The organism is Micromonospora humida, from assembly GCF_016901255.1.
Taxonomy (GTDB): domain Bacteria; phylum Actinomycetota; class Actinomycetes; order Mycobacteriales; family Micromonosporaceae; genus Micromonospora; species Micromonospora wenchangensis.
The window spans coordinates 153,658-179,237 of sequence record NZ_JAFEUC010000007.1 but is presented as its reverse complement, the minus strand read 5'-3'; the positions used below and the strand labels follow the sequence as shown (position 1 = coordinate 179,237).

The following is a 25,580-nucleotide window of genomic DNA, read 5'->3' as shown; positions in this document are numbered from 1 at the left end:
CTGTACCCGATGCCCGGGCAGGACTCCTGCCCGGGCATCGGCCCGTCCGGGGCCCCGGCCGGATGCCGCTGCAGCGTTGCCGTGGCAGGCTGGCTCTGTGCGTACCCGTGGCGGGTGCGCCGGGAACGGAGGCGACCGTGACCCACGACCGGACCCCCGCCGACCACCGGACCCCGACCACCGACCCGCCGGCCGGCATCCGACCGCCGGCCCCGCCCGGCGGCGCATCGGCCCCGCCCGGCGGCCCGTTGAACCCGCCCGCCGGCCGACCGGCACCGCTCTCCGCCGCCCTGCCGCCCGCCCCGCGCCGGCCCGCCGCACCCCCACGGCACCCCACCGACCGACGCCGGCCGGACCGGCTCGCCGGGCGGATCACCCGGGGCGGCGACGGCCCGTGCTACGGCCTGGTCACCGACGACGGCCACGAGTACGCGCTGCACGGCCCCGGCCTGGGCACCGTCGCCGCCGGCAGCACCGTCGTGGTCACCGTCGACCCGGCCGCACCACCGGCCGCCTGCGGCCCCGGCACCCCGGTCGGCGTCGTCCGGATCAGCGTCGTCCGCTGAGTCCGCTCAGCCCGCCGGACTCCGGTCCACCCCGGGTACGAGCACCCGGCCGGGTCGGCGGGGCGATCGACAGGCGCCGAGGTCCTAGGCTGTGCCCATGACCGAGCAGCGTGGCGGGCCCACCGACGAGTCCTGCGTCCTCACCGAGGGGCCGTGGACGCACCGGTTCGTCGGCGCGAACGGCAGCCGGTTCCACGTCGTCGAGGCGGGCACCGGGCCGATGGTGCTCTTCCTGCACGGCTTCCCCGAACACTGGTGGGCCTGGCACACGATGCTCCCCGCCATCGCCGACGCCGGCTTCCGGGCCGTCGCGGTGGATCTGCGCGGTTACGGCGCCAGCGACAAACCACCCCGGGGGTACGACGGTTACACCCTCGCCGCCGACGTCGCCGGCCTGATCCGCGCCCTCGGGGAGCGGTCGGCCACCGTGGTCGGCGCCGGCTCGGGCGGGCTGATCGGCTGGACAGCCGCCTCGTTCCACCCCACCCTGGTCCGCCGGCTGGTGGTGCTCGGCGCGCCCCATCCGCTGCGGTTGCGCGCGGCCATCTTCGCCGACCCGCGCGGCCAGTTCGCCGCCTCCACCCCGGCGCTGAAGTTCCAGCTCCCCCGGTACGAGCACGTGCTCACCCGCAACGACGCCGCCGAGGTGCAGCAGATGCTGAGCCGTTGGGGCGGCCCCCGCTGGGTGGCCGGCCCCGACTTCGCCGGGTACGCGCAGCGCTGCCGGGAGGCGATGCTCATCCCGCAGGCCGCCTTCTGCGCGCTGGAGGGCTACCGGTGGGCCTTCCGCTCGGTGCTGCGGCTGCACGGCTACCGGTTCGTCCGGCTGATGCAGAAACCCCTGGTCACCCCCACCCTCCAGCTGCACGGGGCGGCCGACGTCGCGTCCCTGCCGCGCACCGCGCAGGGCTCCGGCCGGTACGTCAGCGCCCCCTACGAGTGGCGGCTGCTCGACGGGGTGGGCCACTTTCCCCACGTGGAGGCCGACGACGTGGTGCTCGGCGAGATCCTGCGCTGGACCAAGTCCTGACCCGACCGGCCCGGTCGACGGTCCCCTGCCGACGGTCCCGAACGTGCCGGGGCCGGGCCTCCGGAGCCCGGTGCCGGGTCGGGGGCCGGCGGTCAGACGCGCTGTTCGCGCAGATCGGCGACCTCGGTGGCCGGTGCCCAGCCCTGGTAGACGCCGAAGTCGAAGACCTCCAGCCCCATCGCCTGCGCCACCGGCCAGCGACCACCCGTGTACTCGACCCGCAGCCACCCGTCGTGCTCGCCGAGCACGATGAACGGCTGCCCCTGCCAGGTGCAGGTGGTCCGCACGTACGCCAGGCCCTCGACCTCGCCGGCCGGCACGACCCGCACGTACCGGCCGGGGCGTACCTCCTCGAAGCCGTCGGCGGGTTCCGGCTGGTAGATCCGCACGTGCTCGCCGTCCGGGCTGACCTGGTACTCCCGCCCCTGCCAGCGGGCCACGTAACCGTCCCGCGTCACGGCTCGCCCACCCGTCGCCAGACCAACGCGTCGGTGTCCAGGATGGCGATCACCCGTTCGGTGCCCTCCGTGCCGATCCGCCAGAGCTGTGCGCCGTGCGGCAACCGGGCGCTGTCCACCTTGAACTCGGCCACCACGTCGCTGCTCTCCCCGGGCGCGAACCCGTTGCCCCGGAACGGCGCACGCTCGATCACCCAGCCTTCCATCGCCCGCATCGCCGCCTCGTTCTGCCCGCCGTACGGGATGCGGTAGAGACTCGGCCGGTACGCGGGCCAGCGCAGCACGTACGTGGCCTCGGCGTCGCGGGCGAAGGGCGAATCGGGGTAGCCCAGCCCCAGGGCGTCGTGCAGTTCCGCCGGGGTGGTCAGGTGGGCCAGCTCGCCCGCCCGGTGCACGAACCCGGAGACCCGGTCGTAGCCGCGTTCCAGGTAGTAGGCGAGTTGGCTCGGGGCGACCGCCTTCTGCATCACCACCGGACGGGACGGGTCGGTGACCGGCGGGGCGTACCGGGTGCGTTCGGCGGGTGCCTCGGCGGCGGCCACCGGCTCCACGTCCGCCTCGTCACCGAGCCCGACCTCGGCCGCCCAGCTCGCCAGGGCCACGATCTGCTCACCGGGGAGCTTGGCCCCGACCGGGGTGCCCGGATTGACGGCGAACGCCCAGCTCGGGTCCGGCCACCGCCGGATCAGCTGCACGAAGCGCACCTCGATCGTCTCGACCGGCGGCACGTCGTGCTCGGCCAGCCGCTCCGGCGAGGTGTAGACCACCACGTACGTCTCACCGTCGGTCGTCCCGGTACGCCACTGGAAACCGGGCTCGCCGGGGCGGCTGCCGACCGCCGAATCGGGGTTGACCGGAAGCAGCACCCGAGCCAGCAGCAGGGTGGAGAGGAAACCGTCGGTGCTGCCCGCGCCGACCGCGTCCAACAGGTTCTCCTCGACCTCGTTGGCCGGCAGGAACGGCTCGTCGGCGGTCGTCGGGGTGTCCGCACCGGCGGACGTCGACGGGGTACCGGGCGGCGTGCTGCCGGTCGGGGCCGGCTCAGCGGCCGGACCCGGTGCCGGTGCCGCCGGGGCGGTCGACGCGACCGGGGAGGGTGGCACGGCCGGGGAAGTCGGCGCGGCGGTGGTCGGTGCCGCCGGGGAGGTCTGCGCGGCCCGTTCGGCGGCGGGGGTCCACAGGTCGACCGGGGTGGAACGCGGGTCGACACCGTCCGCTTCCGGCGCGGCGACCGTCGGGGCGGCTCCGGCGGCAGGCCGGTCCGGCGCACCGTTGGTGACGGCACCTGCGGCGTCCCCCGTCGGGGTGGGGGCGACGGGCCCGGCCGCCGGGCTCCCGGCGGAAGCGCTGCCCGCCGGTACGGCGTCGGCTGTCGGAGCGGTCCACGCCTGCCCCGCAGCCGGCCCGGTGACCGGTGCCGCCGGTGCGGACGGTGCCGGTGCGGGCGGAAGGACGGTTGGAGCGCTGACCGGCGGGGTCGCCGCCACCGGCGGGGCTGCCACGTCGGGTGGAGCCGCCGCCACCTCCGCTCGGGCCTTCGCGGCGGCCCGCTCGGCGGACGGGGTCCACAGGTCACCCGGAGCAGGGCGGGACCGGGCGCCCGGCGGCGGGCCGGCGGGCGACGGCAGAGCAGCGGACGACGGCGGAGCAGCGGACGACGGCGGGGAAACCGGCCCGGGTGCGGCCGGGCGGCCGGGAGCGCTCGACGGCCCGCCCGTCCCGTTCAGGTTGACCGTGTTGTCCTCGGCCCCCGGGCCCCCGGCCGGGGGCGCTGCGGGCGCGGGTGCCGACGTCGGTACCTGCGGCGGCGCGGGAGCAGCGGGGGGCACGAACGGCGCGGCGGCCGGCCGGGGGACGACCGGCGGCACGGAAGCCCCCGGCGGCACGGGGGGGCCCTGGGCGGCGGACGGGGCCGGCGCGGGGGCGACCGGGAGGTCGCGGGACTCCAGGATCACACCCTCTATCACGATGGGCATGAACCCCCGGCGGGACACCGGCGGCGCGGAGACCGGCTCGGCGACGGAGGGCGGCAGCTCCTCCGCCTCGCCCCGGGCGGGCCCGGCCGGAGCGGCCGGCCCGGTCGAAGCAGACGGCCCGGTCGAAGCAGACGGCCCGGCCGGAGCAGACGGCCCGGTGGGAGCAGGAGGGCCGGTAGGTGGGGCGGCGAACGGGTCGACCGGTGGGTGGGGCTGGCGCACCCCGGAGGAGGACCCGTCCGGGGTGGGCTGCCGGCGGGGCAACGTCTGGGTGGCCTCCGCCGCCGGTGGTGGCGTACGGAAGACGCGGGTCGCCTCCTCCGCCGCCGGGCCGATGTGGAAGGCCCGGGTGGGCTCGCCACCGGACGGGTCCACCCGGAAGGCCCGGGTCGGCTCTTCGGCCAGCGGGTCCGGGGAGCGGCCGGCCGGGGGCATCCCGTTGCCGGGACCGGGCCGGGCCGGCGGATCGGTCACCCGGAACGCGCGGGCGGCTTCGTCCTCGCCCGGTTGGGTGGGTGCGGGCCGACGTCGGGGGAAGGGTTGACCGCCCATCCCGGGCCGGGTCGGTGGGGCCGCCCGCTCACCCGAGCGCAGCGGATTGTCCCGGGGCGACCGGGTGGCACCACGGGCGCTGGACGGCTCGAAGAACGAGGTGCGCCCGTTGGCCGGGCCGGCGGACTCCTCGCCCAGCAACCGGCGGCGGGGAACCGCCGGCCAGCCGGCATTGGTCGTCCCCGGCACGGCGGGGGGATCGGGGAAGGCGGGTCGGCCCTGCTCGGGCGGACCGGCGGTGGTGGTGCGCGGGCCACCACCGGGCGGGCCACCACCGGGCGGGGTGACCGGACGCCCCCGCTCGTCGGTCAGCGACGCGCCCGTCGCCGGGCGGATACCACCCCCGGCGGGTGGCGCGGCGGCGGACGACGCCGGCCGGGACTGGGCCCAGCCGGCGGAGAGGTCGGCGGTCGGCTCGACGTCGGCCGGCCTGCCGGGCGTGGTCCGCACCGGTGTCTGGTCGGCCTCCCCCCGGGGGCGCGCGCCCGGCGCGCGGCCGGGCAGCCGGACGTCACCCCGGGAGAGCTGCGAGACGAACCAGGCGGGCAGGTAGCCCTCGATCGGCAGCCCGGGGTTCACCGCCAGCCACCACTCGTGGTTGGGCCACTCGGCGGCCAGATCGGCGTAGCGGCTGCGCCGGTAGGGGCCGGCGGGGGACCCGAGGCAGGCGTGCATCGCGGCGGCCGAGGTGAAGGCCAGCACGTGGGTGCGGCCGCCGGTGGTCCAGGTGCCCCAGCCCATCGGCGTCGCACCGGCGAGGGCCTGACCGGAGACCGGGAGGAAAAGCTCCGAACCGGCCAGAATCCGGAAGTAGAACTCCTGGTCACCGGCGTGCAGCGCGTCCCGCATCGCCGTCTCGGCCTCGGTAGCCGGCTCCCAGTCGGTCACGGCCACCTCTCCTCCCGGATCAGGCCACAGGCGTCGCGTACAACCTACAAGGTGAAAACAAGATCACGATAAGTCGGTCACCGGCCGGGCGACCTGGTAGCAGACCGGGCGCTAACATCCCGTTGCGGAGTCGACACGATACGGAGGCGGTCGATGTCCCGATCCGGCAGCCGACGACCGTTCGTCACCCTGGCAGCGGCCCTGCTCGCCGTGCCACCGGCGGCCGTCGTGGCGTCGGTCACCCCGGCCCGCGCCGCCCCCGCCTGCGCCACGTCGCCCGCGCCGGCCCGTCCGGTCGCCGCCGCCCCGTGGCCCCAGCGACGGTACGCCCCACAGCGGCTCACCCCGCTGGCCACCGGTGCCGGCGTCACCGTGGCGGTGGTCGACTCGGGCGTCGACAGGCGGCACCCCCAACTGCGGGGGCGGGTCCTCGACGGCGCGGACTTCCTCGACCCGGGCGGCGACGGCACCCGGGACTGCGCCGGTCACGGCACCGGGGTGGCCAGCATCATCGCCGCCCGGGATGGCTCCGGGGTGGCTTTCCGGGGGCTCGCACCCGACGCCCGCATCCTGCCGGTACGGGTGAGCGAACAGCAGGTCGTCGCGGGGCGGGAGTCGGGGCGTACGGTCAGCGCCGCCGGTTTCGCCCAGGCGGTGCGGTGGGCGGTGGACCACGACGCCGACGTGCTCAACCTCTCCGTCGTCCTGTACGCCGATAATCCGGCCGTGCGCGAGGCGATCGACTACGCGCTGCGGCGGGACGTGGTGGTGGTGGCCGCCGCCGGAAACCTGCACGACGGCGGGGACCCGCTGCCCTACCCGGCGGCGTACGACGGGGTGCTCGGCGTCGGCGCGGTCACCCCGGACGGTGTACGCGCCTCGTTCTCCCAGATCGGCCCGTACGTCGACCTGGTCGCGCCGGGCGGCGACGTGCTGATGGCCGCGCCGGGGCAGGGTCACCGGCGGGCCGAGGGCACCAGTTACGCCGCCCCGTTCGTGGCGGGCACCGCCGCCCTGCTGCGGCAGTACCGGCCGGACCTGAGCGCCGCCGAGGTGACCCGCCGGATCGTCGGCACCGCCGATCCGGCACCGGGTGGCCGGGAGGGCGGTTACGGTGCCGGCGTACTCAACCCGTACCGGGCGGTGGTGGAGACCGGTGGTGCCCCCCGGCCGGTCACCCGCCCGACGACGGTCCTGCCGGTGCCGCACGCCGACCCGGCGTCGCTGGCGCAGGGGCACCGGCGCGCGACGGCCCGGCAGCGGGCGTTGCTGGTCGCCGCGGCCATCGGCGGAACGGTGCTGGTGGCGGTGCTGCTGGCCGTGGTGCTTCCCCGGGGCGTCCGCCGCCGCTGGCGCCCGGCCGGCCCGGCCTGACGGTGACGCCCGACCGTCGGCCGGCCGGGCGTCACCACCGGGGAACCACCGGCAGCGTCACCCTCGCGGAGCCGCCAGGGCCGCCGGAGATCCGCCGGGCGGCCCGCTCACTGGAACAGGCCGGTGTTGCGCTTCTCCGTGTCGAGGTAGTCGGCGGCGGAGTCGTCCACGGCGAGTTTGATGTCCCGCAGCATCGCCTGGAGATCCTGCGACGCGGAGCGCCACCGCGCCTGCCGCTGCTCGTACGCCCGGCGGGCTTCGCCGTCCCAGCCGGCGACCAGCGGGGCGGCGTCCCGTTCGAGCTGGCCGAGCTGCGCGTCGAGGGTGTTCAGTGCCTTCTGGATGTCCGCGCCCGCCTGGTGCAGCGCGGCGAAGTTGACGACCAGCACACCGTGGTCCATCGGATCGTTCCTCCCCGGGGATCTGGTTAGAGCGGCAGTTGGATGCCGCCGCGACTGGTGCCGGCGACCCGGCCGGCGGCCTCGGTGTCCGAGGCGTCGTACTGGCGGCCGGCCGTGCGGATGGCCGCCGCGGTCTCCCGCAGCGCCCGTTGCAGCGCGGCCTGGTCCCGCCCCCACTGCTGTTTGACCTGCTCGAACGAGCGCCCACCGGCGCCCCGCCAGGCCTGCTGCAACACCTCCAGCTCGGCCATCAGGCCGGTCAACATGGCCTGCAACGACTGGTCCACCTGCTCGAACCTGGTGGCGGTGTGGTGCATCACCGCCGCTTCTGCCTGGGTCTGGGACACCCGGACGTCACCTCGTCTCCCCGGTCGGGCCGACCGCCGGCCGTCCACCACGGACGCGCCGTCCGTCGGCATGGGACCGGACGGACCTGGTCGGCAAATCAGTCGCTGACGGTAGTCGCACCGTCGCCGTTGTGCTACCCCGCCCAGCTCCCCTGTGGACAACCCGCTCCGACGCCGGACGGCAGGACCCCCACCGGGCCGGGCGGGCCACTACGATGGGTCACAATCCCGTCGCGTTCCGGCCTCGGCCGCAGATTCCCGGCGGGACACCCCGACGGCCGGTGGTAGGTGGGCACACGGAGGAGACGCGGTGACGGCGAGCACGACCGACCGACCGCTCCGGCGGGCCACCGAGGGCCCGCCCCGGCCCCGCACCGGCACCGCCGTACACCCCGGTCAGGTCGTCGCCACGCAGGTCGCGCTCGCGTTACCGGTGGCCGCGTACGGTCGCGGGCCGGTGCCGGCGGTGCTCGCCGCGGTCGGTGCGGTGGTCCTGGCCGGTCTCGGCTGGGGGCGCTGGCGCGGGCGGTGGCTGTTCGACTGGTGGGGCACCGCCGCCGGGTTCCTCACCCGCCGGCACGCCCTGCCCGCCGGCACCGCCCCGGAAGCACTCCTGGGCCTGCTGCTTCCCGACGCCGCGCTGGCCGGCGTGGAGTTGGCCGACGGGCCGGCGGGGGTGGTCGACGACGCCACCGGGCTGGCCGTCCTGCTCGACCTGGGCGACCCGGGCGATCTGCTCGGCGACCGGTCCCACCCGCTGCCGGCACCCGGCACGCTGCTGCCGCCGGCCGGGCCGGAGCAGCCGCCGGTGCGGGTGCAGGTGCTGCTGCACGCCGTGCCGGCCCCGGCGGCGGCCGGTGGCGCGGCCGGCACGTCGTACCGGCAGTTGACCGAGGGGCGGGTGCCGGGTCAGGAGCGGGCCCTGCTCGCCGTCCGGGTGCTGCGGGCACCCGGCTGGTCCGACGCGGACCTGCGCCGGGCGCTGGCAGGCACGGTGCGTCGGATCGTCCGCCGGGTGGGGCCGCTGCCGGCCCGTCCGCTGGGCGGGCACGCCGCGCTGCGGGTGCTGGCCGAACTCGCCCACCACGACCCCGACCGGCCGGTGCGCGAGAACTGGTCGAGGCTGTGCACCGGCGACCAGCACCAGGCCACCTTCCGGTTGGTCCGCTGGCCGGACGCCCGGGTCGATCCGGGTCGCCGGTTGGTGTCCCGACTGCTGGCCCTGCCGGCGACCGCCACCACCGTCGCGCTCGGGGCCGGCCCGCGCGTCGGCGACACCGCACCGGCGACGTGCCTGACGGTACGGCTGGCCGCCACCACGCCGGTCGCACTGGAACACGCCGCCGAGGGGTTGTCCCGGCTCGTCGCCGACGCCGGTGGTGAGCTGCGTCGACTCGACGGAGCGCAGTTGCCCGGCCTGGCCGCCACGTTGCCGTTGGCGGTGCCCGGGGTGGCCACGCCCGGGGTCGAGCCGCCGGAGCTGACCCTCGGCGGGGCGGGGCTGATGGTGGGGGCCAACCGGCAGGGCGGCGCGGTGACGGTCCGGCTGTTCCGCGCCGAGGGCACCAGGCTGGTGCTGGTCGGCGGGCTGGCGGCGGCCCAGTTGCTGGTGCTGCGGGCGTTGGCGCTGGGAGCCGGGGTGCTGGTGCAGACCGGTCGGCCACGCGCCTGGGAGCCGTTCGTACGCGGGGTCGGCGGGCAGCAGGGCGGGGTGGTGGTGGTCCCCAGCGGGCGGGCGGTCGGCGTCACCGGTTCCCCGCTGCGTCCGCTCCTGGTGGTGGCCGACGCGGGTACGGCTGCCGGCGAACCGCCGCCCGGGGCGGGGTGGGTGTCCACCCTGGTGGTCCGGGACGGGTTGACCCCGGCGGACGTCGACACCCTCGGCCGGGCCGACCTGGCGGTGCTGCAACCCCTCGACCCACCGGAGGCCGCCCTGGCGGGCACCGCGCTGGGGCTGGGCGGTGCGGCGGAGTGGTTGACCCGCATCCGGGACGACATGGTCGCGGTGGTCAACCGGCGGGCGCTGCGCTGGGCGCTGCTCTCGCCCACCCCGATCGAGTCGCAACTGGTCGGTCGCCCCGGCCGGCGCTGACCGCACGGGTCACCGTGGGTTCCCTGGCTGGACGGCACGTGACACGATCCCGGCCATGGATTTTCTGAAGGGCCTTCTGATCCGGCTGGGCTCCACGGTGGTGGCTTTCTGGCTGGCGACGCTGCTCATCCCCGGCATCACGCTCGACACCGGCTCGGCCGGCGAGGCGATCGTCACCCTGGTGCTGGTCTCGGTGATCTTCGGCGTGGTGAACGCGGTGCTCCAGCCGATCATCAAGACCGTCGGCTGCGGCTTCTACCTGCTCACCCTCGGGCTGATCGCCCTGGTCGTCAACGGGCTGCTGTTCCTGCTCACCAGCTGGATCGCCGAGCAGGCGGACCTGCCGTTCCACGTGGACGGGTTCTGGCCCGAGGCGGTGCTGGGCGCGCTCCTGGTCGGCATCGTGACCTGGATCCTCGGGGCGATCCTCGACCGCGACTGACCCGGTGGCCGGCCGGCCGCCGCTCCAGCGGGGCGGCGGCCGGCCGGCTCGCCCCGCCGGGACGGCCACCGGACGGGAATTGGCTGGCGGGACGGCCACCGGGTGGGGTTAGCGTGGCGGGGTGTTCTCGTTGACCCACCCCGACGGCTGGCAGCTCGACACCGACCCGGAGCGCATCGACCGGGAGTTGGTGCACCACTGGCTCTCCACCGACGCCTACTGGGCGCTGGGGCGCAGCCGGGAGACGACGGAGCGGGCCCTCGCCGGCTCGACCCCGTACGGCGTCTACCGACCGCAGGACGGCGGGCAGGTCGCGATCGCCCGGGTGGTCACCGACCGGGCCACCTTCGGCTGGCTCTGCGACCTCTACGTCGCCCCGCAGGCGCGGGGTCGTGGCGTGGGCAGCTGGCTGGCCGGCTCGATCCGCGACCATCTCGCCGGGTACGGCGTACGCCGGATCGCGCTGTCGACCGCCGACGCCCACGGGGTGTACGCGAAGCTGGGCTTCACCCCGGCCTCGGCGGCGCAGTGGATGGAGTGGGTGGACCAGCGGTGACCCCGCTCACCGGAAAGGAGCCTGCTCCGGCCGTACCCCTTACGGTGGGATCGTGACTCCGCTACGGCTCGGCTACCTCTACGGCTTCGGCGCGTACCTGCTCTGGGGTTTCATCCCGATCTACCTGAAGCTGCTCCGGCCGGCCGGGCCGATGGAGATCCTCGCCCACCGGATCATCTGGTCGGTGGTGTTCGTCGCGCTGCTGCTCGCCGCCCTGCGCAACGTCGGCTTCCTGCGGTCGCTGGCCCGCCGCCCCCGGACGCTGGCCGGGATCGTCGTCGCGGCGGCGCTGATCGCCGTGAACTGGGGCACCTACATCTACGGGGTGAACTCCGCCCGGGTGGTGGAGACCGCCCTCGGCTACTTCATCAACCCGCTGGTGTCGGTGCTGCTCGGGGTGCTGGTGCTGCGGGAGCGGCTACGCCCGGCACAGTGGGTGGCGCTCGGGGTGGGAGCGGCGGCGGTCGCGGTGCTCACCGTCGACTACGGTCGGCTGCCCTACCTGGCGTTGATTCTGGCGGCCAGCTTCGCCGGCTACGGGCTGGCCAAGAAGCGGCTCGGGCTGCCGGCGGCGGAGGGGCTGTTCGTCGAGTCGGCGGTGCTGGCGCTGCCCGCCCTGGCCTACCTGGGCTGGTTGGCGAGCCGGGGCGGGTCGACGTTCGGCGAGGTCTCGGCCGGGCACACCGCGCTGCTGGTGGCGGCCGGAGCGGTGACGGCCGTTCCGCTGCTGCTGTTCGCGGGCGCGGCCAACCGGCTGCCGCTGACCGCGCTCGGCATGCTCCAGTACGTGGCCCCGGTCCTCCAGCTCGGCTGCGGCGTGCTGATCTTCCACGAGCCGATGCCACCGGCCCGGCTGGCCGGTTTCACCCTGGTCTGGCTGGCCCTGGTGATCTTCAGCCTGGACGCGCTGCGCACCGGTCGACGCACCCGGGCCGCCGCCCGCGCCGCCGATCCGCTGCCCGCCGCCGCCCACTGAACCACCGGACCGCCGCGCGGCCTGCGGGGGTCAGCGGACGTCGTAGCTGAGCACCAGCGTCCCGTCGGCGCGCAGCAGTTCGAGGCGGACCAGTTCGGCGTCGGTGAACCGGGTCGCCCCGCGCAGGTTCACGTCGTCGCCGGGGGCGGCCAGCCAGGAGGCGATCTGCTCCGTCGCGTCGTCCGGCCCCCGGGCCACCAGCCGGAACGTGTACGCCTTGCCGTAGCCGGCCGTCGCGTCGTACCCGCAGTGCATGGTGACCTCGGTGCCCCACTTGGTGCCGCTCAGCCCGATCTCGGCGTGCACCGCCGGGGTCTTGGCCGCAACCGGCGCCATCGACACCATCCGTACCGCCTGGGCGGTCGGCGCGGTCGTCGGGGCCGGACGCAGGGCGGACGCCCCGGCAACGCCCAGCACCAGGGCGAACCCGGCGGCGACGAGGGCCGTCAGCGCGTACCGTCGGCGGCTGCGGGTCCGCTCCCGGCGGCGACGGTCCCGGGCGGTGGCGATCAGGTCGGGCACCCGGCTGACCTCGGGCGGTGGCGGAAGGAACTCCTCCAGCGTGGTCGGGTCGAGCCGGCCCAGCAGGCCCGGCAGCACGGCGATCTCGGCCACCGCGTCCCGGCACGCCGCGCACCCGGCCAGGTGCCGCTCGTAGGCGGCCCGGTCGGCGGGGGCGAGCGCACCCAGCACGTACGCGCCGTCGTCGTGTGCGAACTCGCAGCGGGTCATCCGGTCACCCCCATCTCGGCCAGGGCCAACCGTAGTGAACGCAGTGCGTAGTGGGTGCGGGACTTGACCGTCCCCGGTGGCACCCCCAGCCGGGCCGCCGCCTCGGCCACCGAACGGCCCTGGTAGAAGCACTCGACCAGCACCTCCCGGTGGGTGGGGCTGAGCCGGTTCAGCGCTTCGGCGATGGTCCAGGCCTCCACCGCGCGCTCCGCTTCGTCCACCGTCTCGGGCGGCTCGGGCAGGTCGTCGGTGAACACCTCGCCGACCCGGGTCGACCGCCGCCGCCAGGCGTCGATCGCCAGGTTACGGGCGGTCGTGAAGAGCCATGCGCGGACCGATCCGCGGCGCGGGTCCAGCGACTCGGGGTGCCGCCAGGCCCGCAGCAGGGTCTCCTGCACCAGGTCCTCGGCGCGGGTGCGGTCCCCGTTGACCAGTCGCAGCGCGTGCGCGTAGAGCGCCTCGGCGTGCTCGTCGTGCAGGGCGCGCAGCAGTTGGGCGTCGTGGTCGCTGATGGTGATCCCCTCGCTTCCCGCCCGACAGGTCCGGCGAAAACGTGTCCGCCGGTTATTACGCGCCGTGACCCCGAACGGTTCAGCGGTGACTGCTGTTCACATCCGGTTCACACCGAGTCCGGTGGCCGCTCACCCCGTCCTGGCAGCGTCCGGCCGGTACGCACGTCGCGCAGGTGACAACGGCGTGCCACCGACCTGCTTCCAGGAGGCTTTCTTCCATGAGCGACCGTCCCCGGCTGCTCCCGCTGCTCGGTACCACCCGGCACGGCAGCCGCGATGCGATGACCTGCCTGTACCGCTGCGGCAACGCCTGCGACCACCCGGTACCCAACACCTCCGACAACACCTACTTCGGCGACCTGGTCGAGGGGGAGGTGACCCGGCGGGGCGTGGTCCGGGCGGGCGCGGTGGGCGCGCTGGTGCTCGGCTTCGGCGGTGCCGCCGCCGGCGCGTTGGCCGGGGCCGCCCCCGCCGCTGCCGCGCCGGCCACCCCGGTGGTGCCGGAGGTGGCCGACCCGACCGCGCCGCAGCGCGGCGTCGGCAACGGCGCGCTGACCTTCAAGCCGATCCCGCCGAACCAGCTCGACACCCTGGTCGTCCCCAACGGGTACGACCACAGCGTGGTCATCCGCTGGGGCGACCCGGTGCTGCCCGGTGCGCCCCGGTTCGACCTGCACGGGCAGACCGCCGCCGCCCAGGCCAAGCAGTTCGGCTACAACAACGACTTCGTCGGGGTGCTGCCGCTGGACCGGCGGGGCAGGCGGGCGCTGCTCGTGGTCAACCACGAGTACACCAACGAGGACCTGATGTTCCCCGGCTTCACCGGCCTGGACAACCTCACCGTCGAGCAGCTGCGTACCGCGATGGCCGCGCACGGCATGTCCGTGGTGGAACTGGAGCGGGTCGACGGCACCGGGCAGTGGCGGCCGGTGGGTCAGGGCCGGCGGCCGTACAACCGGCGGGTCACCGCGTTGGCCACGAAGTTCGAGCTGACCGGCCCGGCCGCCGGCTCGGCGTGGCTGCGTACCGCCGCCGACCCGAAGGGCCGCACGGTCGTCGGCACCCTGAACAACTGCGCCGGTGGGGTCACCCCGTGGGGGACGGTGCTCTCCGGCGAGGAGAACTTCAACCAGTACTTCGTCGGCGCCGACGCCGCGCCCGCCGAGCTGAAGCCGAAGTTCGACAGGTACGGCATCACCACCGCCGCCCGCTACCCCAGCGGCAGCCGTAAGTGGGAGCGGGCCGACGAGCGGTTCGACCTGGCGAAGCACCCCAACGAGGCGCACCGGTTCGGGTGGATCGTCGAGATCGACCCGTTCGACCCGGAGAGCCGCCCGCGCAAGCACACCGCGCTGGGCCGGTTCAAGCACGAGGGCGCCAACGTCATCGTGGCCCGCGACAAGCGGGTGGTCGCGTACATGGGCGACGACGAGCGCTTCGACTACCTCTACAAGTTCGTCTCCGACAAGAAGTTCATGCCCGGTGACTCCTGGGTGGCCCGCAAGAACAACCTGACCCTGCTGGAGTCGGGCACCCTCTACGTGGCGCAGTTCGCCCAGACCAGCGCCGCCGAGATCGACGGCTCGGGCAAGCTGCCCGCCGACGGCGCGTTCAACGGCACCGGCCGGTGGATCAGGCTGGTCAGCGGCAACCGCTCGTACGTCGACGGGATGACCGCCGCCGACGTGCTCACCTTCACCCGGCTCGCCGGGGACAAGGTCGGCGCGACGAAGATGGACCGGCCGGAGGACGTCGAGCCAAGCCTGCTCACCGGCAAGGTGTACGTGGCGCTGACCAACAACACCGACCGGGGCAAGGCCGGCAAGCCGGCGGCCGACGAGATCAACCCGCGCAACCTCAACAAGCACGGGCAGATCCTGGAGCTGGTCGAGGACCGGGGCGACAACACGGCCGAGTCCTTCACCTGGTCGCTGCCGATCGTCGCCGGTGACCCGGCCGACCCGTCGACCTACTTCGCCGGGTACGACAAGACGAAGGTGTCGCCGATCTCCTGCCCGGACAACGTCGCCTTCGACGCCACCGGCAACCTCTGGATCTCCACCGACGGCAACGCGTTGGGCAGCAACGACGGCCTGTTCGCCACCGCCGTCGAGGGGCCGGAACGGGGGCACCTGAAGCAGTTCCTCACCGTGCCGCTGGGTGCGGAGACCTGCGGGCCGTTCATCACCGGCGACAACCGGTCGGTGTTCGTCGCCGTGCAGCACCCCGGTGAGATCACCGGCGCGTCGGTGGAGAAGCCGGCGTCGACCTGGCCGGACGGCGACTACGCCAAGCCGGGCGTGGTGGTCACCTGGCGGCTCGACGGCGGCCCGATCGGCAGCTGACGCGCCCGTCCCGGGTCGGCCCCGCCGGGCCGGCCGCGAAGGCCCTCTCCCGCTTCGGTCCGGGAGGGGGCCTTCGCCCGTACGCCGGGCGGGTCAGAGGTCGGCGGCGATGCCGTCGGCGACCGCGCGGGCGGCGGTGAGCAGCTTGGCGCGGACCACCCGGGCGGAGGTCATCATCTCGCTGGCCGGCAGGGCGCAGGCCAGCACCACCCGCCGTTCCATGTCCTTGTCCGGGGTGACCAGGACGGCGGCGCACGCCACCCCCTGCCGGAACTGCCCCAGCTCCAACTGCATGCCCCGCCGGTCGCCGGCCGCCAGATCCGCCTCGAACGCCTCGGGGCTGGTGAGGGTGGCGGTGGTGAACGGCCGCATGCCGTAGTCGCGCAGGTAGCGCAGGCGCTGCTCGGTGGTGAGGGTGGCCAGCAGCGCCTTGCCCAGGGCGGTGGCGTGCGCGCCCTCGTCGAAGCCGGGGACCATGTCCTCCAGGTACGGCGAGCGGGCCCCCTCGGCGACGGCGGTGACCGCCACCTGGCCGCCGACGAAGCGACCCAGGTAGTGGCTCCACCCGGTGTCGACGGCGGCCCGCCGCAGCGACTCGCCGACCGCCGCCGGGCCCCGGAACGCGGTGACCAGTTCCCGGTACCGGTCGGCGATCTCCAGGCCGACGATGTAGGTGCCGTCCTCCCGCCGGATCACGTAACCCTCGTAGGCCAGGGTGCGGACCAGGTGGTACGTGGTGGCGACGGTCAGCTCGCACCGCCGGGCGATCTGCTTGACGGTCAGGCCCTTCGGGGCACGACCGACCGACTCGAGCACGCGTAGCGCGCGGGACACACTTCGGATCAGATCCGAAGGTTCCGCCAGGGGGTCACGCACAACCACCTCCGCAGCCGGGGACTTACACCATATGAAAAACCCGGCCAAGACGGAACGCCCGTTCGGGTGGGGGATGCCAGATCAGGCGGTATACGGCGGGTTCCCGGGCGACACGCCGAGCGTTGTCAGGAACACGACTCGCGTAGGTTGGGCCCACGATGACCGACACCGCCCTCAGCCGTACGCCGGCCGTACGTCCCCTGCGGGCCGGCGGCGGGGCGGTCGCCACCACCATCGCCAGCGTCCTGCCGGTCTTCCTGGTCGGCGGGCTCGCCGTGCAGATGGGCGACGACCTGGGCTTCTCCCCCGCCGGGCTGGGCCTGGCCGTGTCGGTCTACTTCGGCGTCAGCGCGCTCGCCGCAGTGCCGTCGGGCCGGCTGGTGGAGCGGGTCGGCCCGGCCGTGGTGGCCCGCGCCGCCGTCGGACTCGCCGCCGGCTGCCTGCTCGCCATCGCCGGACTGGCCCGCTCCTACCCGGTGCTGGTCGGCCTGCTCGCGCTCAGCGCCGCCGCCAACGCCCTCGGTCAACTCGCCAGCAACGCCGCGCTGGCCCGGCACGTGCCCGCCCGCCGGCAGGGCCTGTCGTTCGGGGTGAAGCAGGCCGCCATCCCCGCGTCCACCCTGCTGGCCGGGGCGGCGGTGCCGGCGATCGCCCTCACCGCCGGCTGGCGCTGGGCCTTCGTGGCCGCCGCCGGGGCCGCGTTGGCCGCGCTGCCGGCCGTACCCCCGCAGCCGGCCGGACCGGTACGGGAGCGCGCGGCGGAACGCGGCGGTGGGGCCACCACGGCGCTGGTGGTGGTCGGCGTGGCGGCCACCCTCGCGGCGGGCGCAGCCAACGCGCTGGGCACCTTCGTGGTCGACTCGTCGGTGCACCGGGGCCTCGCCCCCGGCCCGGCCGGACTGGTGCTCACCCTCGGCGGTGCGGTCTGCGTGGCGGCCCGGATCGGCGTCGGCTGGCTCGCCGACCGGCGGGACACCGGTCACGTCGCGCTGATCGCCGCGATGCTGGTGGTCGGGGCAGTCGGGTTGGGGCTGCTGGCGGTGGCCGGGGCGGTGCCGCTGACCGTCGGGGTGGTGCTCGGCTTCGGGTTGGGCTGGGCGTGGCCCGGCCTGCTGAACTTCGCGGTGGTCCGGCTGCACCCGCAGGCCCCGGCCGCCGCCACCTCGATCACCCAGACCGGGGTGTACGCCGGCGGCTGCCTCGGCCCGCTCGGGCTCGGTGCGCTCGCCGGGGCCGGCGGCTACCCGGTGATGTGGCTGACCGCCGGGGTCGCGATGCTCCTCGCCGCCGTCCTCATGCTCACCGGCAGCCGGCTGCTGCGCCGCTCCGCCACGCCATGAGCGGGCCGGACCCGGGCGGCGCGGGGTTCAGCTGGTGCGGTCGGCGATGTAGTCGCAGAGCGATTCCAGCGCCTGCCGGGCCGGAATCCGGGGCAACGGCGTCAACTGGGCGCGGGCGTCCTCGGCATAGCTGCGGACGGTCTCCCGGGCCCGCTTGAGCGCCGGGGACTCCCGGAGCAGGCCGAGCGCCTCGGTGTGCAGCGCGTCGTCGACCAGCGGGCCGGTGGCCAGGATCTCCCGCAGCCGCACCGAGGCCGCGTCGGAGTCGTCGCCGGCCAGCGCGTAGAGCACCGGCAGGGTCGGCACCCCCTCCCGCAGGTCGGTGCCGGGTGTCTTGCCCGACTGCATCGACTCGGAGGCGATGTCGAGCAGGTCGTCGGAGAGCTGGAAGGCCACCCCGATGGTCTCGCCGTAGCCGGCGAGGGCCTCGGTGTGCTCCTCGGTCGCCCCGCCGAACATGCCGCCGAACCGGGCCGAGGTGGCGATCAGCGAGCCCGTCTTGTCGGCGATCACCCGCAGGTAGTGGTCGACGGGGTCCGCCGTGCGGGGGCCGACGGTCTCGGCGATCTGCCCGTGCACGAGCCGGGCGAAGGTGCGCGCCTGGAGCCGTACCGCCTCCGGACCGAGGTCGGCGGCGATGTCGGCGGCCCGCGCGAAGAGGTAGTCGCCGACCAGGATGGCCACCGAGTTGGTCCAGCGGGAGTTCGCGCTGGGCGCGCCCCGCCGCACGGCTGCCTCGTCCATCACGTCGTCGTGGTAGAGGGTGGCGAGGTGGGTGAGTTCCATCACCACGGCCGCCGGCACCACCTGCCGGCCCCCCGGGTCGCCGAACTGCGCGCCCAGCGCCACCAGCAACGGCCGGAACCGTTTGCCGCCCGCCTCGACGAGGTGCCGGGCCGCCTCGGTGACGAGCGGGTCGGCGCTGGACACGCTGGCCCGCAGCTCCACCTCGACGTCGTCCAGCAGGCCCAGCACGGACGCCTCGACCCGCGGATCGGCCAGGTGCACGCCGAGCGCGCCGATCTGACCCGTGCCCGCCCGGCCCCGACGACCACCGGAGCCGACGGCACCTGAACGCTCCCCCGTCGGAATCACCACGCCATCAACCATGCCACACCCGTTCGACCTGCTCCGGACGGGGGATACGGCCGTGGGGCCGGCACGCCTGAGCGCACCGGCCCCACGGCCGAACGGAACGGATCACCTGACGAATGCTGCGGCGTCCGTCGCCAGGTCGAGCAGGGGCGCCGGCAGCACGCCGAGGATCAGGGTGGCGGCCACCCCGATCATCAGCGCGGTGGCGGTCAACCCGCCCGGCACCGCGACGGTCGGGGTGCTCTCGCCCGGCTCGGAGAGCCACATCATCACCACGACCCGCAGGTACGGGAAGGCCAGCACCATGCTGGTCAGCACACCGGCCACCACCAGCCAGGCGTGCCCGCTCTCCAACGCCGGGCCGAAGACCGCGAACTTGCTCATGAAGCCGCTGGTCAACGGGATACCGGCGAAGGCCAGCAGGATGAAGGTGAAGACCCCGGCGTAGAACGGCGAGCGGCGGCCCAGCCCGGCCCAGCGGGACAGGTGGGTGGCCTCCCCGTCGGCGTCCCGGACCAGGGTCACCACGGCGAACGCGGCGAGCACCGAGAAGCCGTACGCGGCCAGGTAGAACATGGTGCCGGAGACGCCCGCGCCGGTCGGGGCGAGCACCCCGACGAGCAGGTATCCGGCGTTGGCGATCGACGAGTACGCCAGCAGCCGCTTGATGTCCGTCTGGGTGACCGCCAGCACCGCGCCGATCAGCATGGTGAGCACCGCCACCACCCCGAGGACCGGGGTGAAGTCCCAGGCCGCCTGGTCGAACGCCACGTGGAAGACCCGCAGCAGGGCACCGAACGCGGCCACCTTCGTGCAGGCCGCCATGAAGCCGGTGACCGGGGTGGGTGCGCCCTGGTAGACGTCCGGGGTCCAGACGTGGAACGGGGCGGCGGCGGCCTTGAACAGCAGGCCGATGGCGATCAGCGCCATCCCGGCGAACAGCAGCACCTCGCTGGCCGGGGACTCGTTCACCGCGGCGTGCACGGTGGCGAAGTCGACGCCTGCCGAACGGCCCGGGATGCCGGCGGTGAAGCCGTACACCAGGGCCACACCGAACAGGAAGAACGCCGAGGCGTACGCGCCGAGCAGGAAGTACTTCATCGCCGCCTCCTGGCTCAGCAGCCGCCGGCGACGGGCCAGCGCGCAGAGCAGGTAGAGCGGCAGGGAGAAGACCTCCAGCGCGATGAACATGGTCAGCAGGTCGTTCGCCGCCACGAAGATCAGCATGCCGCCGATCGCGAAGCTGGTCAGCGGGTAGACCTCGGTCGCCCCGTTGCGACCCTCGGCCTGCTGCCGGTCGTCGGCCGACTCGGCGGTCACCGCCGCCTGGGCGACGAACGCGCCGCCGCGCTCCACCGACCGCTCACCGATCAGCAGCAGCGCCATCGCGGCGAGCACCAGGATGGTGCCCTGGAGGAAGAGGGTGGGGCCGTCCACCGCCAGCGCCCCGCCCGCCGTGACCCGCCGGACGTCGGCGCTGAGCACCACCATCACCAGCGCGGCGAGCACCGCCAGCAGGGACAGCGAGAGCTGCACCAGGTGCCGGCGGCGGCGCGGCACGAACGCCTCCACCAGGACACCGAGCAGGGCGACCCCCAGCATGATCAGGATCGGGGCGATCGCCGCGTAGTCGATCGACGGCAACTTGAGTTCGGTCACTGCGGATGCCGCCTTTCGTTCGCGACTGCGGGGCTCACTGCGCAGCCTCCTGGACGCTGCCGACCTCAGGGGCGGGATCGGTCTTGCCGACGTCCTGCATGGTCGCCTGGACGGCGGGGTTGATCACATCGGTGACCGGCTTGGGGTAGAAGCCGAGCAGCACGATCAGGGCGATCAGCGGGGCGACCACTGCCTTCTCGCGCAGGGTGAGGTCGCGGTGCATCGCCTTGACCTCGGTCAACTCCGGGTTGAGCGTGCCCTGGGTGGTGCGCTGCACCATCCACAGCACGTACGCCGCCGCCAGGATGATGCCCAGGGTGGCGATCACCGCGACCGGCTTGTTCACCGTGAAGGTGCCGATCAACACCAGGAACTCGGAGACGAACGGCGCGGTGCCGGGCAGCGCCAGCGAGGCCAGACCGGCGAAGAAGAGCACCCCCGCCAGCAGCGGGACCAGCTTGCCGGCCCCACCGAAGTCGGAGATCAGCGACGAGCCCCGGCGGGCGATGAGCATCCCGACGACCAGGAACAGCAGGCCGGTGGCGAGCCCGTGGTTGAGCATGTAGAGCACCGCGCCGGTACCCGCCTGCGTGGTGAAGGCGAAGATGCCGACCCCGATGAACCCGAAGTGCGCGATCGAGGTGTACGACACCAGCCGCTTCAGGTCGGACTGGCCGACGGCCAGCAACGCGGCGTACAGGATGCCGATCAGCCCCAGCGCCAGCGCCCAGGGGGCGAACCACTTCGACGCCTCCGGGAACAGCGGCAGGCAGTACCGCAGGATGCCGAACGTGCCGACCTTGTCCAGCACGCCGACCAGCAGCGCGGCGGCACCCGCCGGGGCGGCCCGACCGGCGTCCGGCAGCCAGGTGTGGAACGGGAAGAACGGCGCCTTGATCGCGAAGGCGAGGAAGAAGCCGAGGAACAGCCAGCGCTCGGTGCCGGTGGAGATGTCCACCTGGGTCAGCGTCTGCCAGTCGAAGGTCTTGCCGCCGACCACCCACAGGCCGATCACGGCGGCGAGCATGAACAGCCCGCCGACCAGCGAGTAGAGGAAGAACTTCACCGCCGCGTACTGCCGCTGGTGGCCGCCGTAGCTGCCGATCAGGAAGTACATCGGTACCAGCATGACCTCGAAGAACACGTAGAACAGGAAGACGTCGGCGGCGGCGAAGACGCCGATCATCGTGGATTCGAGGACGAGCAGCAGGGCGAAGTAGGCGGGCACCGACCGCTTCGACGCGTCGGCGTCGTGCCAGGACGCCAGGATCACCAGCGGCACCAACACCGCGATCAGCATCAGCATGACCAGCGCGATGCCGTCTACGGCGAAGGTGAAGTTGACGTCCCAGGTGGGGATCCACGGGTACGACTCGCGGAACTGGAGCCGGTCACCGTCGGCCTGGAAGGAAACCCACATCACCACCGACAGCGCCAGCACCAGCAGCGACCAGCCGAAAGCCACCTGCTTGGCCAGGTCGGGCCGGCGACGCGGCAGGAAGGCCACGACCAGGGCGCCGACCAGCGGTGCCACGGTCAGCACCGAGAGGAACGGGAAGTTGGACATTATGCGGCCTTACCTCCGTCGTGGATGCGGGGCCCGCCGGCGGGGGCGGTCGCATTGAGGTCGATCACGCCAGCCACCCCGCCTGCACCGCCAGGAACGCCGCCACCACGAGCAGCGCGCCGGTCAGGATCGAGGTGGCGTACGACCGGACGAAGCCGGTCTGCCACCGCCGGAGCCGACCCGAACCGCCCCCGACCCCGGCGGCCAGGCCGTTGACCAGCCCGTCGACGCCCCGGTTGTCGAGGAAGACCAGCGCCCGGGTGAGGAAGATGCCCGGCTTCTCGAAGACCACCTCGTTGAAGGCGTCCGTGTAGAGGTTGCGCCGGGCGGCGGTGACCAGCACCCCGGCGGGCTGCGGCGCGGTGGCCGTGCCGTTGCGGAACAGCGCCCAGGCCAGCCCGGCACCGAGCACCGTCACCACCAGCGACAGCGTGGTCAGCAGCCAGTGCGGCAGCACCGCCGCGTGCTCGGCGTGCTCGCCGCCCAGCCCGGCGGTGGCGGTCAGCCAGTCCGGGACGGAGGTGGCGAGCAGGAAACCGGCACCGACCGAGCCGATCGCCAGCAGGATCAGCGGGATGGTCATCAGCTTCGGCGACTCGTGCGGGTGCTCGATGTCCTCGGTCCACCGCTTCGGGCCGTGGAAGGTCAGCACGAACAACCGGGTCATGTAGAAGGCGGTCAACCCCGCGCCGAGCAGCGCCGCCCCGCCGAACAGCCAGGCCGTCCAGCCCTCCCGTTCGAACGCGGCCACGATGATCGGCTCCTTGGAGAAGAAGCCGGAGAACGGGAACATGCCGATGATGGCCAGCCAGCCCATCATGAAGGTGATCCAGGTGATCTTCATGTACTTCGACAGCCCGCCGAAGCGGCGGATGTCCACCTGGTCGTTCATGCCGTGCATCACCGAGCCGGCACCGAGGAACATGTTGGCCTTGAAGAAGCCGTGCGCCAGCAGGTGCACGATGGCCAGCGCGTACGCCGCGCCGCCGAGGCCGACGCCGAGGAACATGTAGCCGATCTGGCTGACGGTCGACCAGGCCAGCACCCGCTTGATGTCGTCCTTGGCCGCGCCGATGACACAGCCCATCAGCAGGGTCAACGCGCCGACGCTGACCACCACGAGCTGGAGGGTCTCGTTGGCCGAGAAGATCGGGTTGGACCGGGCGATCAGGTAGACGCCCGCGGTGACCATGGTGGCGGCGTGGATGAGCGCCGACACCGGGGTCGGGCCCTCCATCGCGTCCGGCAGCCACGCCTGGAGCGGGAACTGACCGGACTTGCCGGCCGCGCCGAGCAGCAGCAGCAGGCCCAGCACCAGCACCGTGCCGCTGGCCAGCCCGCCGACGGAGGAGAAGACCTCGTCGTACTGGGTGGTGCCGAGGGTGGCGAACAGGATGAAGATGCCGATCGCCAGGCCGGCGTCGCCGACCCGGTTCATCAGGAACGCCTTCTTACCGGCGGTGGCCGCGCTCGGCCGCCCGTACCAGAAGGAGATCAGCAGGTACGACGCCAGACCGACGCCCTCCCAGCCGAAGTAGAGCATCACGTAGTTGTTGCCGAGCACCAGCAGCAGCATCGCGGCGACGAAGAGGTTGAAGTACGCGAAGAACCGTCGCCGGCCCTCGTCGTGCGCCATGTACTCGACCGCGTAGAGGTGGATCAGGAAACCCACCCCGGTGATCAGCAGGACGAAGACCGCGGCCAGCGGGTCGAAGAGCAGACCGAAGTCCACCCGCAGGTCGCCGACTGTGATGAAGTCCCAGAGGCTCAGCTCGACGGACTTGTTCTCCAGCCCGCGGAGCTGGAAGAACGAGGTGAGCCCCAGCACGAACGCGGCGCCGATCGCGGCCACGCCCAGCCAGTGCCCCCAGCGGTCGGCCCGCCGGCCGAGCAGCAGCAGGATCGCCGCGCTCGCCAACGGGATCGCCACCAGCAGCCAGACGCTGCTCAGCAGCCCGTCCGCCGCCGCGTAGGTGACGGCGCCGGCCGGCTCTGCCTGGGCGTACGTCAGAATCTCATCCACCGCAGGGCCCCTTTAGTACTTCAGCAGGTTGGCGTCGTCGACGCTCGCGGAGCGCCGGGTCCGGAAGATCGACATGATGATCGCGAGCCCGACCACGACCTCGGCCGCCGCCACCACCATCACGAAGAACGCCATGATCTGTCCGTTGAGGTCACCGTTGATCCGGCTGAAGGTGACCAGCGTCAGGTTGGCCGCGTTGAGCATCAGCTCGACGCACATGAACAGCACGATCGCGTTACGCCGCACCAGCACGCCGACCGCGCCGACGGTGAACAGCACCGCGGCCAGGATCAGGTAGTAGTCGGGGGTCACCGGACCGACCTTTCGTTCGCGACTGCGGGGCTCCGCTTCGCTGCACTCCTCGCGCTCACCGTTCCGTCCCCTTCAGGGTGGTTTCCTCGGCGGTCAGCTCCCGCTGCGGCAGGATCGCCGGGGTGCTGCGGTCGGTCAGCCGGCCGTCGGGCAGCCGGGCCGGGGTGGCCACCGAGGAGGAGGTGGCGAAGACGCCCGGACCGGGCTTCGGGCCCGGGTAGTTGCCGGGGCGGAACCGGGCCTTCATCGTGGCGACCTGGTCCATCTTGTCTTCCTTGCGCCGCTCGATGTGCGCCAGCACCATCGCCCCGATCGCCGCCGTGATCAGCAGCGCGGAGGTCAGCTCGAAGGCCAGGACGTACTTGGTGAACAGCAGCCGGGCGATGCCCTGCACGTTGCCCTCCGCGTTGGCCTGGTCCAGGCCGACGGCGGTGACCCCGTTCAGCGCCCGGTACAGGCCGGTGCCGACCAGCCCGGCGAAGCCGAGCCCGAGCACCACCGCGGCGACCCGCTGGCCGCGCAGCGTCTCGATCAACGAGTCGGAGGCGTCCCGGCCGACCAGCATCAGCACGAACAGGAACAGCATCATGATCGCGCCGGTGTAGACGATGATCTGCACCATGCCGATGAACGGCCCGGCCTGGAGCACGTAGAACACGCCCAGGCAGAGCATGGTGAGCACCAGGAACAGCGCCGAGTGCACGGCGTTGCGCGCCCAGACCATGCCGATCGCGCCGATCAGCGCCAGCGGGGCGAGGATCCAGAAGGTAACCTCCTCGCCCCCGGACACCTGGCCCGCCGCGGCGAGCACCGTGGACGTGTTCATGCTCCGGCTCCCTTGCCCGCCGCCCGCTGGGCCGCCTGCTCGGCACCCGGGAAGGTCACCCCGGGGTGCTCCTCGACCTGGTAGCGGCCGGGCCCCATCGGCGACTGCTCGGCACCTGCCGACGTGCCCGGGTTGGTCAGCGCGCCGACGTAGTAGTCCTTCTCGCTGTCACCGAGCCGCATCGGGTGCGGCGGCTGCTCCATGCCTTCGAGCAGCGGAGCGAGCAACTGCTCCTTGGTGAAGATGAGGTCCTGCCGGTTGTCCCGGGCCAGCTCGTACTCGTTGCTCATGGTCAGCGAACGGGTCGGGCAGGCCTCGATGCAGAGCCCGCAGAAGATGCACCGGGCGTAGTTGATCTGGTAGACGCTGGCGTACCGCTCACCCGGCGAGAAACGCTGCTCGTCGGTGTTGTCGCCACCCTCGACGTAGATCGCGTCCGCCGGGCAGGCCCAGGCGCACAGCTCGCAGCCGATGCACTTCTCCAGGCCGTCCGGGTGCCGGTTGAGGATGTGCCGCCCGTGGTAGCGCGGCGCCGAGACCGGCGGCTTGAACGGGTAGTCGGTGGTGACGACCTTCCTGAACATGTGCGAGAAGGTGACCCCGAAGCCCTTGAACGTTCCGGTGATCGTGCCCAC

The 25,580-nt window shown here is 73.7% G+C and carries 23 protein-coding genes; 9 read left to right on the top strand and 14 right to left on the bottom strand.

From position 1 onward, the window contains the following. Nucleotides 1–137: 137 nt before the first annotated feature. Nucleotides 138–566, top strand: a complete 429-nt coding sequence (locus JQX11_RS16215; protein ID WP_204925790.1) for a hypothetical protein — start codon at nt 138–140, stop codon at nt 564–566. Nucleotides 567–663: 97 nt separating this feature from the next. Beyond that, a complete protein-coding gene (locus tag JQX11_RS16210; RefSeq protein WP_204925789.1) occupies nt 664–1,596 on the top strand; it encodes an alpha/beta fold hydrolase in 933 nt (310 codons plus the stop codon). 92 nt (nt 1,597–1,688) lie between these two features. Here JQX11_RS16210 and JQX11_RS16205 read toward each other — a convergent pair whose 3' ends face one another. Together JQX11_RS16205 and JQX11_RS16200 are read right to left on the bottom strand one after the other, a co-directional pair. Beyond that, nucleotides 1,689–2,054, bottom strand: coding sequence for a UCP033725 family protein (locus JQX11_RS16205; RefSeq protein WP_204925788.1), 366 nt, complete (start codon nt 2,052–2,054; stop codon nt 1,689–1,691). Further along, nucleotides 2,051–5,470, bottom strand: a complete 3,420-nt coding sequence (locus tag JQX11_RS16200) for an SseB family protein (RefSeq protein WP_307826207.1) — start codon at nt 5,468–5,470, stop codon at nt 2,051–2,053. The genes JQX11_RS16205 and JQX11_RS16200 overlap by 4 nt, the downstream gene beginning before the upstream one ends. Nucleotides 5,471–5,623: 153 nt before the next feature. Here JQX11_RS16200 and mycP point away from each other — a divergent pair, with 153 nt between their 5' ends. Continuing rightward, on the top strand, nt 5,624–6,844 hold the full coding sequence (mycP, locus tag JQX11_RS16195) for a type VII secretion-associated serine protease mycosin (protein WP_204925787.1): 1,221 nt from the start codon (nt 5,624–5,626) through the stop codon (nt 6,842–6,844). A gap of 107 nt (nt 6,845–6,951) precedes the next feature. Here mycP and JQX11_RS16190 read toward each other — a convergent pair whose 3' ends face one another. Together JQX11_RS16190 and JQX11_RS16185 are read right to left on the bottom strand one after the other, a co-directional pair. Beyond that, nucleotides 6,952–7,245, bottom strand: a complete 294-nt coding sequence (locus JQX11_RS16190) for a WXG100 family type VII secretion target (protein WP_088646135.1) — start codon at nt 7,243–7,245, stop codon at nt 6,952–6,954. Between the two features lie 26 nt (nt 7,246–7,271). Next, nucleotides 7,272–7,592, bottom strand: coding sequence for a WXG100 family type VII secretion target (locus JQX11_RS16185; RefSeq protein ID WP_204925786.1), 321 nt, complete (start codon nt 7,590–7,592; stop codon nt 7,272–7,274). A 310-nt stretch (nt 7,593–7,902) separates the two neighbouring features. On the opposite strand from JQX11_RS16185, the gene eccE reads away from it, so the two are divergent. From eccE to rarD, 4 genes are all read left to right on the top strand, one after another. Further along, on the top strand, nt 7,903–9,684 hold the full coding sequence (eccE, locus tag JQX11_RS16180; protein WP_204925785.1) for a type VII secretion protein EccE: 1,782 nt from the start codon (nt 7,903–7,905) through the stop codon (nt 9,682–9,684). Between the two features lie 55 nt (nt 9,685–9,739). Further along, nucleotides 9,740–10,126: a phage holin family protein gene (locus tag JQX11_RS16175; protein WP_204925784.1), complete on the top strand. Its 387-nt coding sequence runs from the start codon at nt 9,740–9,742 to the stop codon at nt 10,124–10,126. Nucleotides 10,127–10,247: 121 nt separating this feature from the next. Continuing rightward, entirely contained in the window at nt 10,248–10,682 is a 435-nt protein-coding gene (locus tag JQX11_RS16170) for a GNAT family N-acetyltransferase (protein ID WP_204925783.1), read from the top strand. Nucleotides 10,683–10,734: 52 nt separating this feature from the next. Continuing rightward, the gene (gene rarD / locus JQX11_RS16165; protein WP_204925782.1) at nt 10,735–11,658 is read left to right on the top strand and encodes an EamA family transporter RarD; all 924 of its coding nucleotides are present in this window, start codon (nt 10,735–10,737) and stop codon (nt 11,656–11,658) included. A gap of 30 nt (nt 11,659–11,688) precedes the next feature. Here the strand turns inward: rarD and JQX11_RS16160 are convergent, their stop codons facing one another. Both JQX11_RS16160 and JQX11_RS16155 read right to left on the bottom strand, forming a co-directional pair. Further along, nucleotides 11,689–12,390 (bottom strand): anti-sigma factor family protein, encoded by a 702-nt coding sequence (locus JQX11_RS16160; protein WP_204925781.1) that lies wholly within the window; start codon nt 12,388–12,390, stop codon nt 11,689–11,691. Then, nucleotides 12,387–12,902 (bottom strand): sigma-70 family RNA polymerase sigma factor, encoded by a 516-nt coding sequence (locus tag JQX11_RS16155; protein WP_307826223.1) that lies wholly within the window; start codon nt 12,900–12,902, stop codon nt 12,387–12,389. The genes JQX11_RS16160 and JQX11_RS16155 overlap by 4 nt, the downstream gene beginning before the upstream one ends. A 218-nt stretch (nt 12,903–13,120) precedes the next feature. Between JQX11_RS16155 and JQX11_RS16150 the strand changes: the two genes are divergently transcribed. After that, nucleotides 13,121–15,247 carry a PhoX family protein gene (locus JQX11_RS16150; RefSeq protein WP_204925780.1) on the top strand — a complete coding sequence of 709 codons (2,127 nt, stop codon included), beginning with the start codon at nt 13,121–13,123 and terminating at the stop codon, nt 15,245–15,247. Between the two features lie 93 nt (nt 15,248–15,340). Here the strand turns inward: JQX11_RS16150 and JQX11_RS16145 are convergent, their stop codons facing one another. Continuing rightward, nucleotides 15,341–16,123 carry an IclR family transcriptional regulator gene (locus tag JQX11_RS16145; RefSeq protein ID WP_088646144.1) on the bottom strand — a complete coding sequence of 261 codons (783 nt, stop codon included), beginning with the start codon at nt 16,121–16,123 and terminating at the stop codon, nt 15,341–15,343. Between the two features lie 158 nt (nt 16,124–16,281). Between JQX11_RS16145 and JQX11_RS16140 the strand changes: the two genes are divergently transcribed. Continuing rightward, nucleotides 16,282–17,463 (top strand): MFS transporter, encoded by a 1,182-nt coding sequence (locus JQX11_RS16140; protein ID WP_204925779.1) that lies wholly within the window; start codon nt 16,282–16,284, stop codon nt 17,461–17,463. A gap of 27 nt (nt 17,464–17,490) precedes the next feature. On the opposite strand, the gene JQX11_RS16135 is transcribed toward JQX11_RS16140, so the two are convergent. From JQX11_RS16135 to nuoI, 7 genes are all read right to left on the bottom strand, one after another. Further along, nucleotides 17,491–18,573, bottom strand: coding sequence for a polyprenyl synthetase family protein (locus JQX11_RS16135; RefSeq protein WP_204925778.1), 1,083 nt, complete (start codon nt 18,571–18,573; stop codon nt 17,491–17,493). A 90-nt stretch (nt 18,574–18,663) separates the two neighbouring features. Next, the gene (nuoN, locus tag JQX11_RS16130) at nt 18,664–20,217 is read right to left on the bottom strand and encodes an NADH-quinone oxidoreductase subunit NuoN (protein WP_204925777.1); all 1,554 of its coding nucleotides are present in this window, start codon (nt 20,215–20,217) and stop codon (nt 18,664–18,666) included. A gap of 34 nt (nt 20,218–20,251) precedes the next feature. Continuing rightward, nucleotides 20,252–21,784 (bottom strand): NADH-quinone oxidoreductase subunit M, encoded by a 1,533-nt coding sequence (locus JQX11_RS16125; RefSeq protein WP_204925776.1) that lies wholly within the window; start codon nt 21,782–21,784, stop codon nt 20,252–20,254. 64 nt (nt 21,785–21,848) lie between these two features. After that, nucleotides 21,849–23,807, bottom strand: a complete 1,959-nt coding sequence (gene nuoL, locus JQX11_RS16120; RefSeq protein WP_204925775.1) for an NADH-quinone oxidoreductase subunit L — start codon at nt 23,805–23,807, stop codon at nt 21,849–21,851. 12 nt (nt 23,808–23,819) lie between these two features. Then, complete coding sequence (gene nuoK / locus JQX11_RS16115) at nt 23,820–24,119, bottom strand: NADH-quinone oxidoreductase subunit NuoK (RefSeq protein ID WP_067300503.1); 300 nt, start codon at nt 24,117–24,119, stop codon at nt 23,820–23,822. A 55-nt stretch (nt 24,120–24,174) separates the two neighbouring features. Further along, nucleotides 24,175–24,945: an NADH-quinone oxidoreductase subunit J gene (locus JQX11_RS16110; RefSeq protein ID WP_088646150.1), complete on the bottom strand. Its 771-nt coding sequence runs from the start codon at nt 24,943–24,945 to the stop codon at nt 24,175–24,177. Beyond that, complete coding sequence (gene nuoI / locus JQX11_RS16105) at nt 24,942–25,580, bottom strand: NADH-quinone oxidoreductase subunit NuoI (RefSeq protein ID WP_204925774.1); 639 nt, start codon at nt 25,578–25,580, stop codon at nt 24,942–24,944. The genes JQX11_RS16110 and nuoI overlap by 4 nt, the downstream gene beginning before the upstream one ends.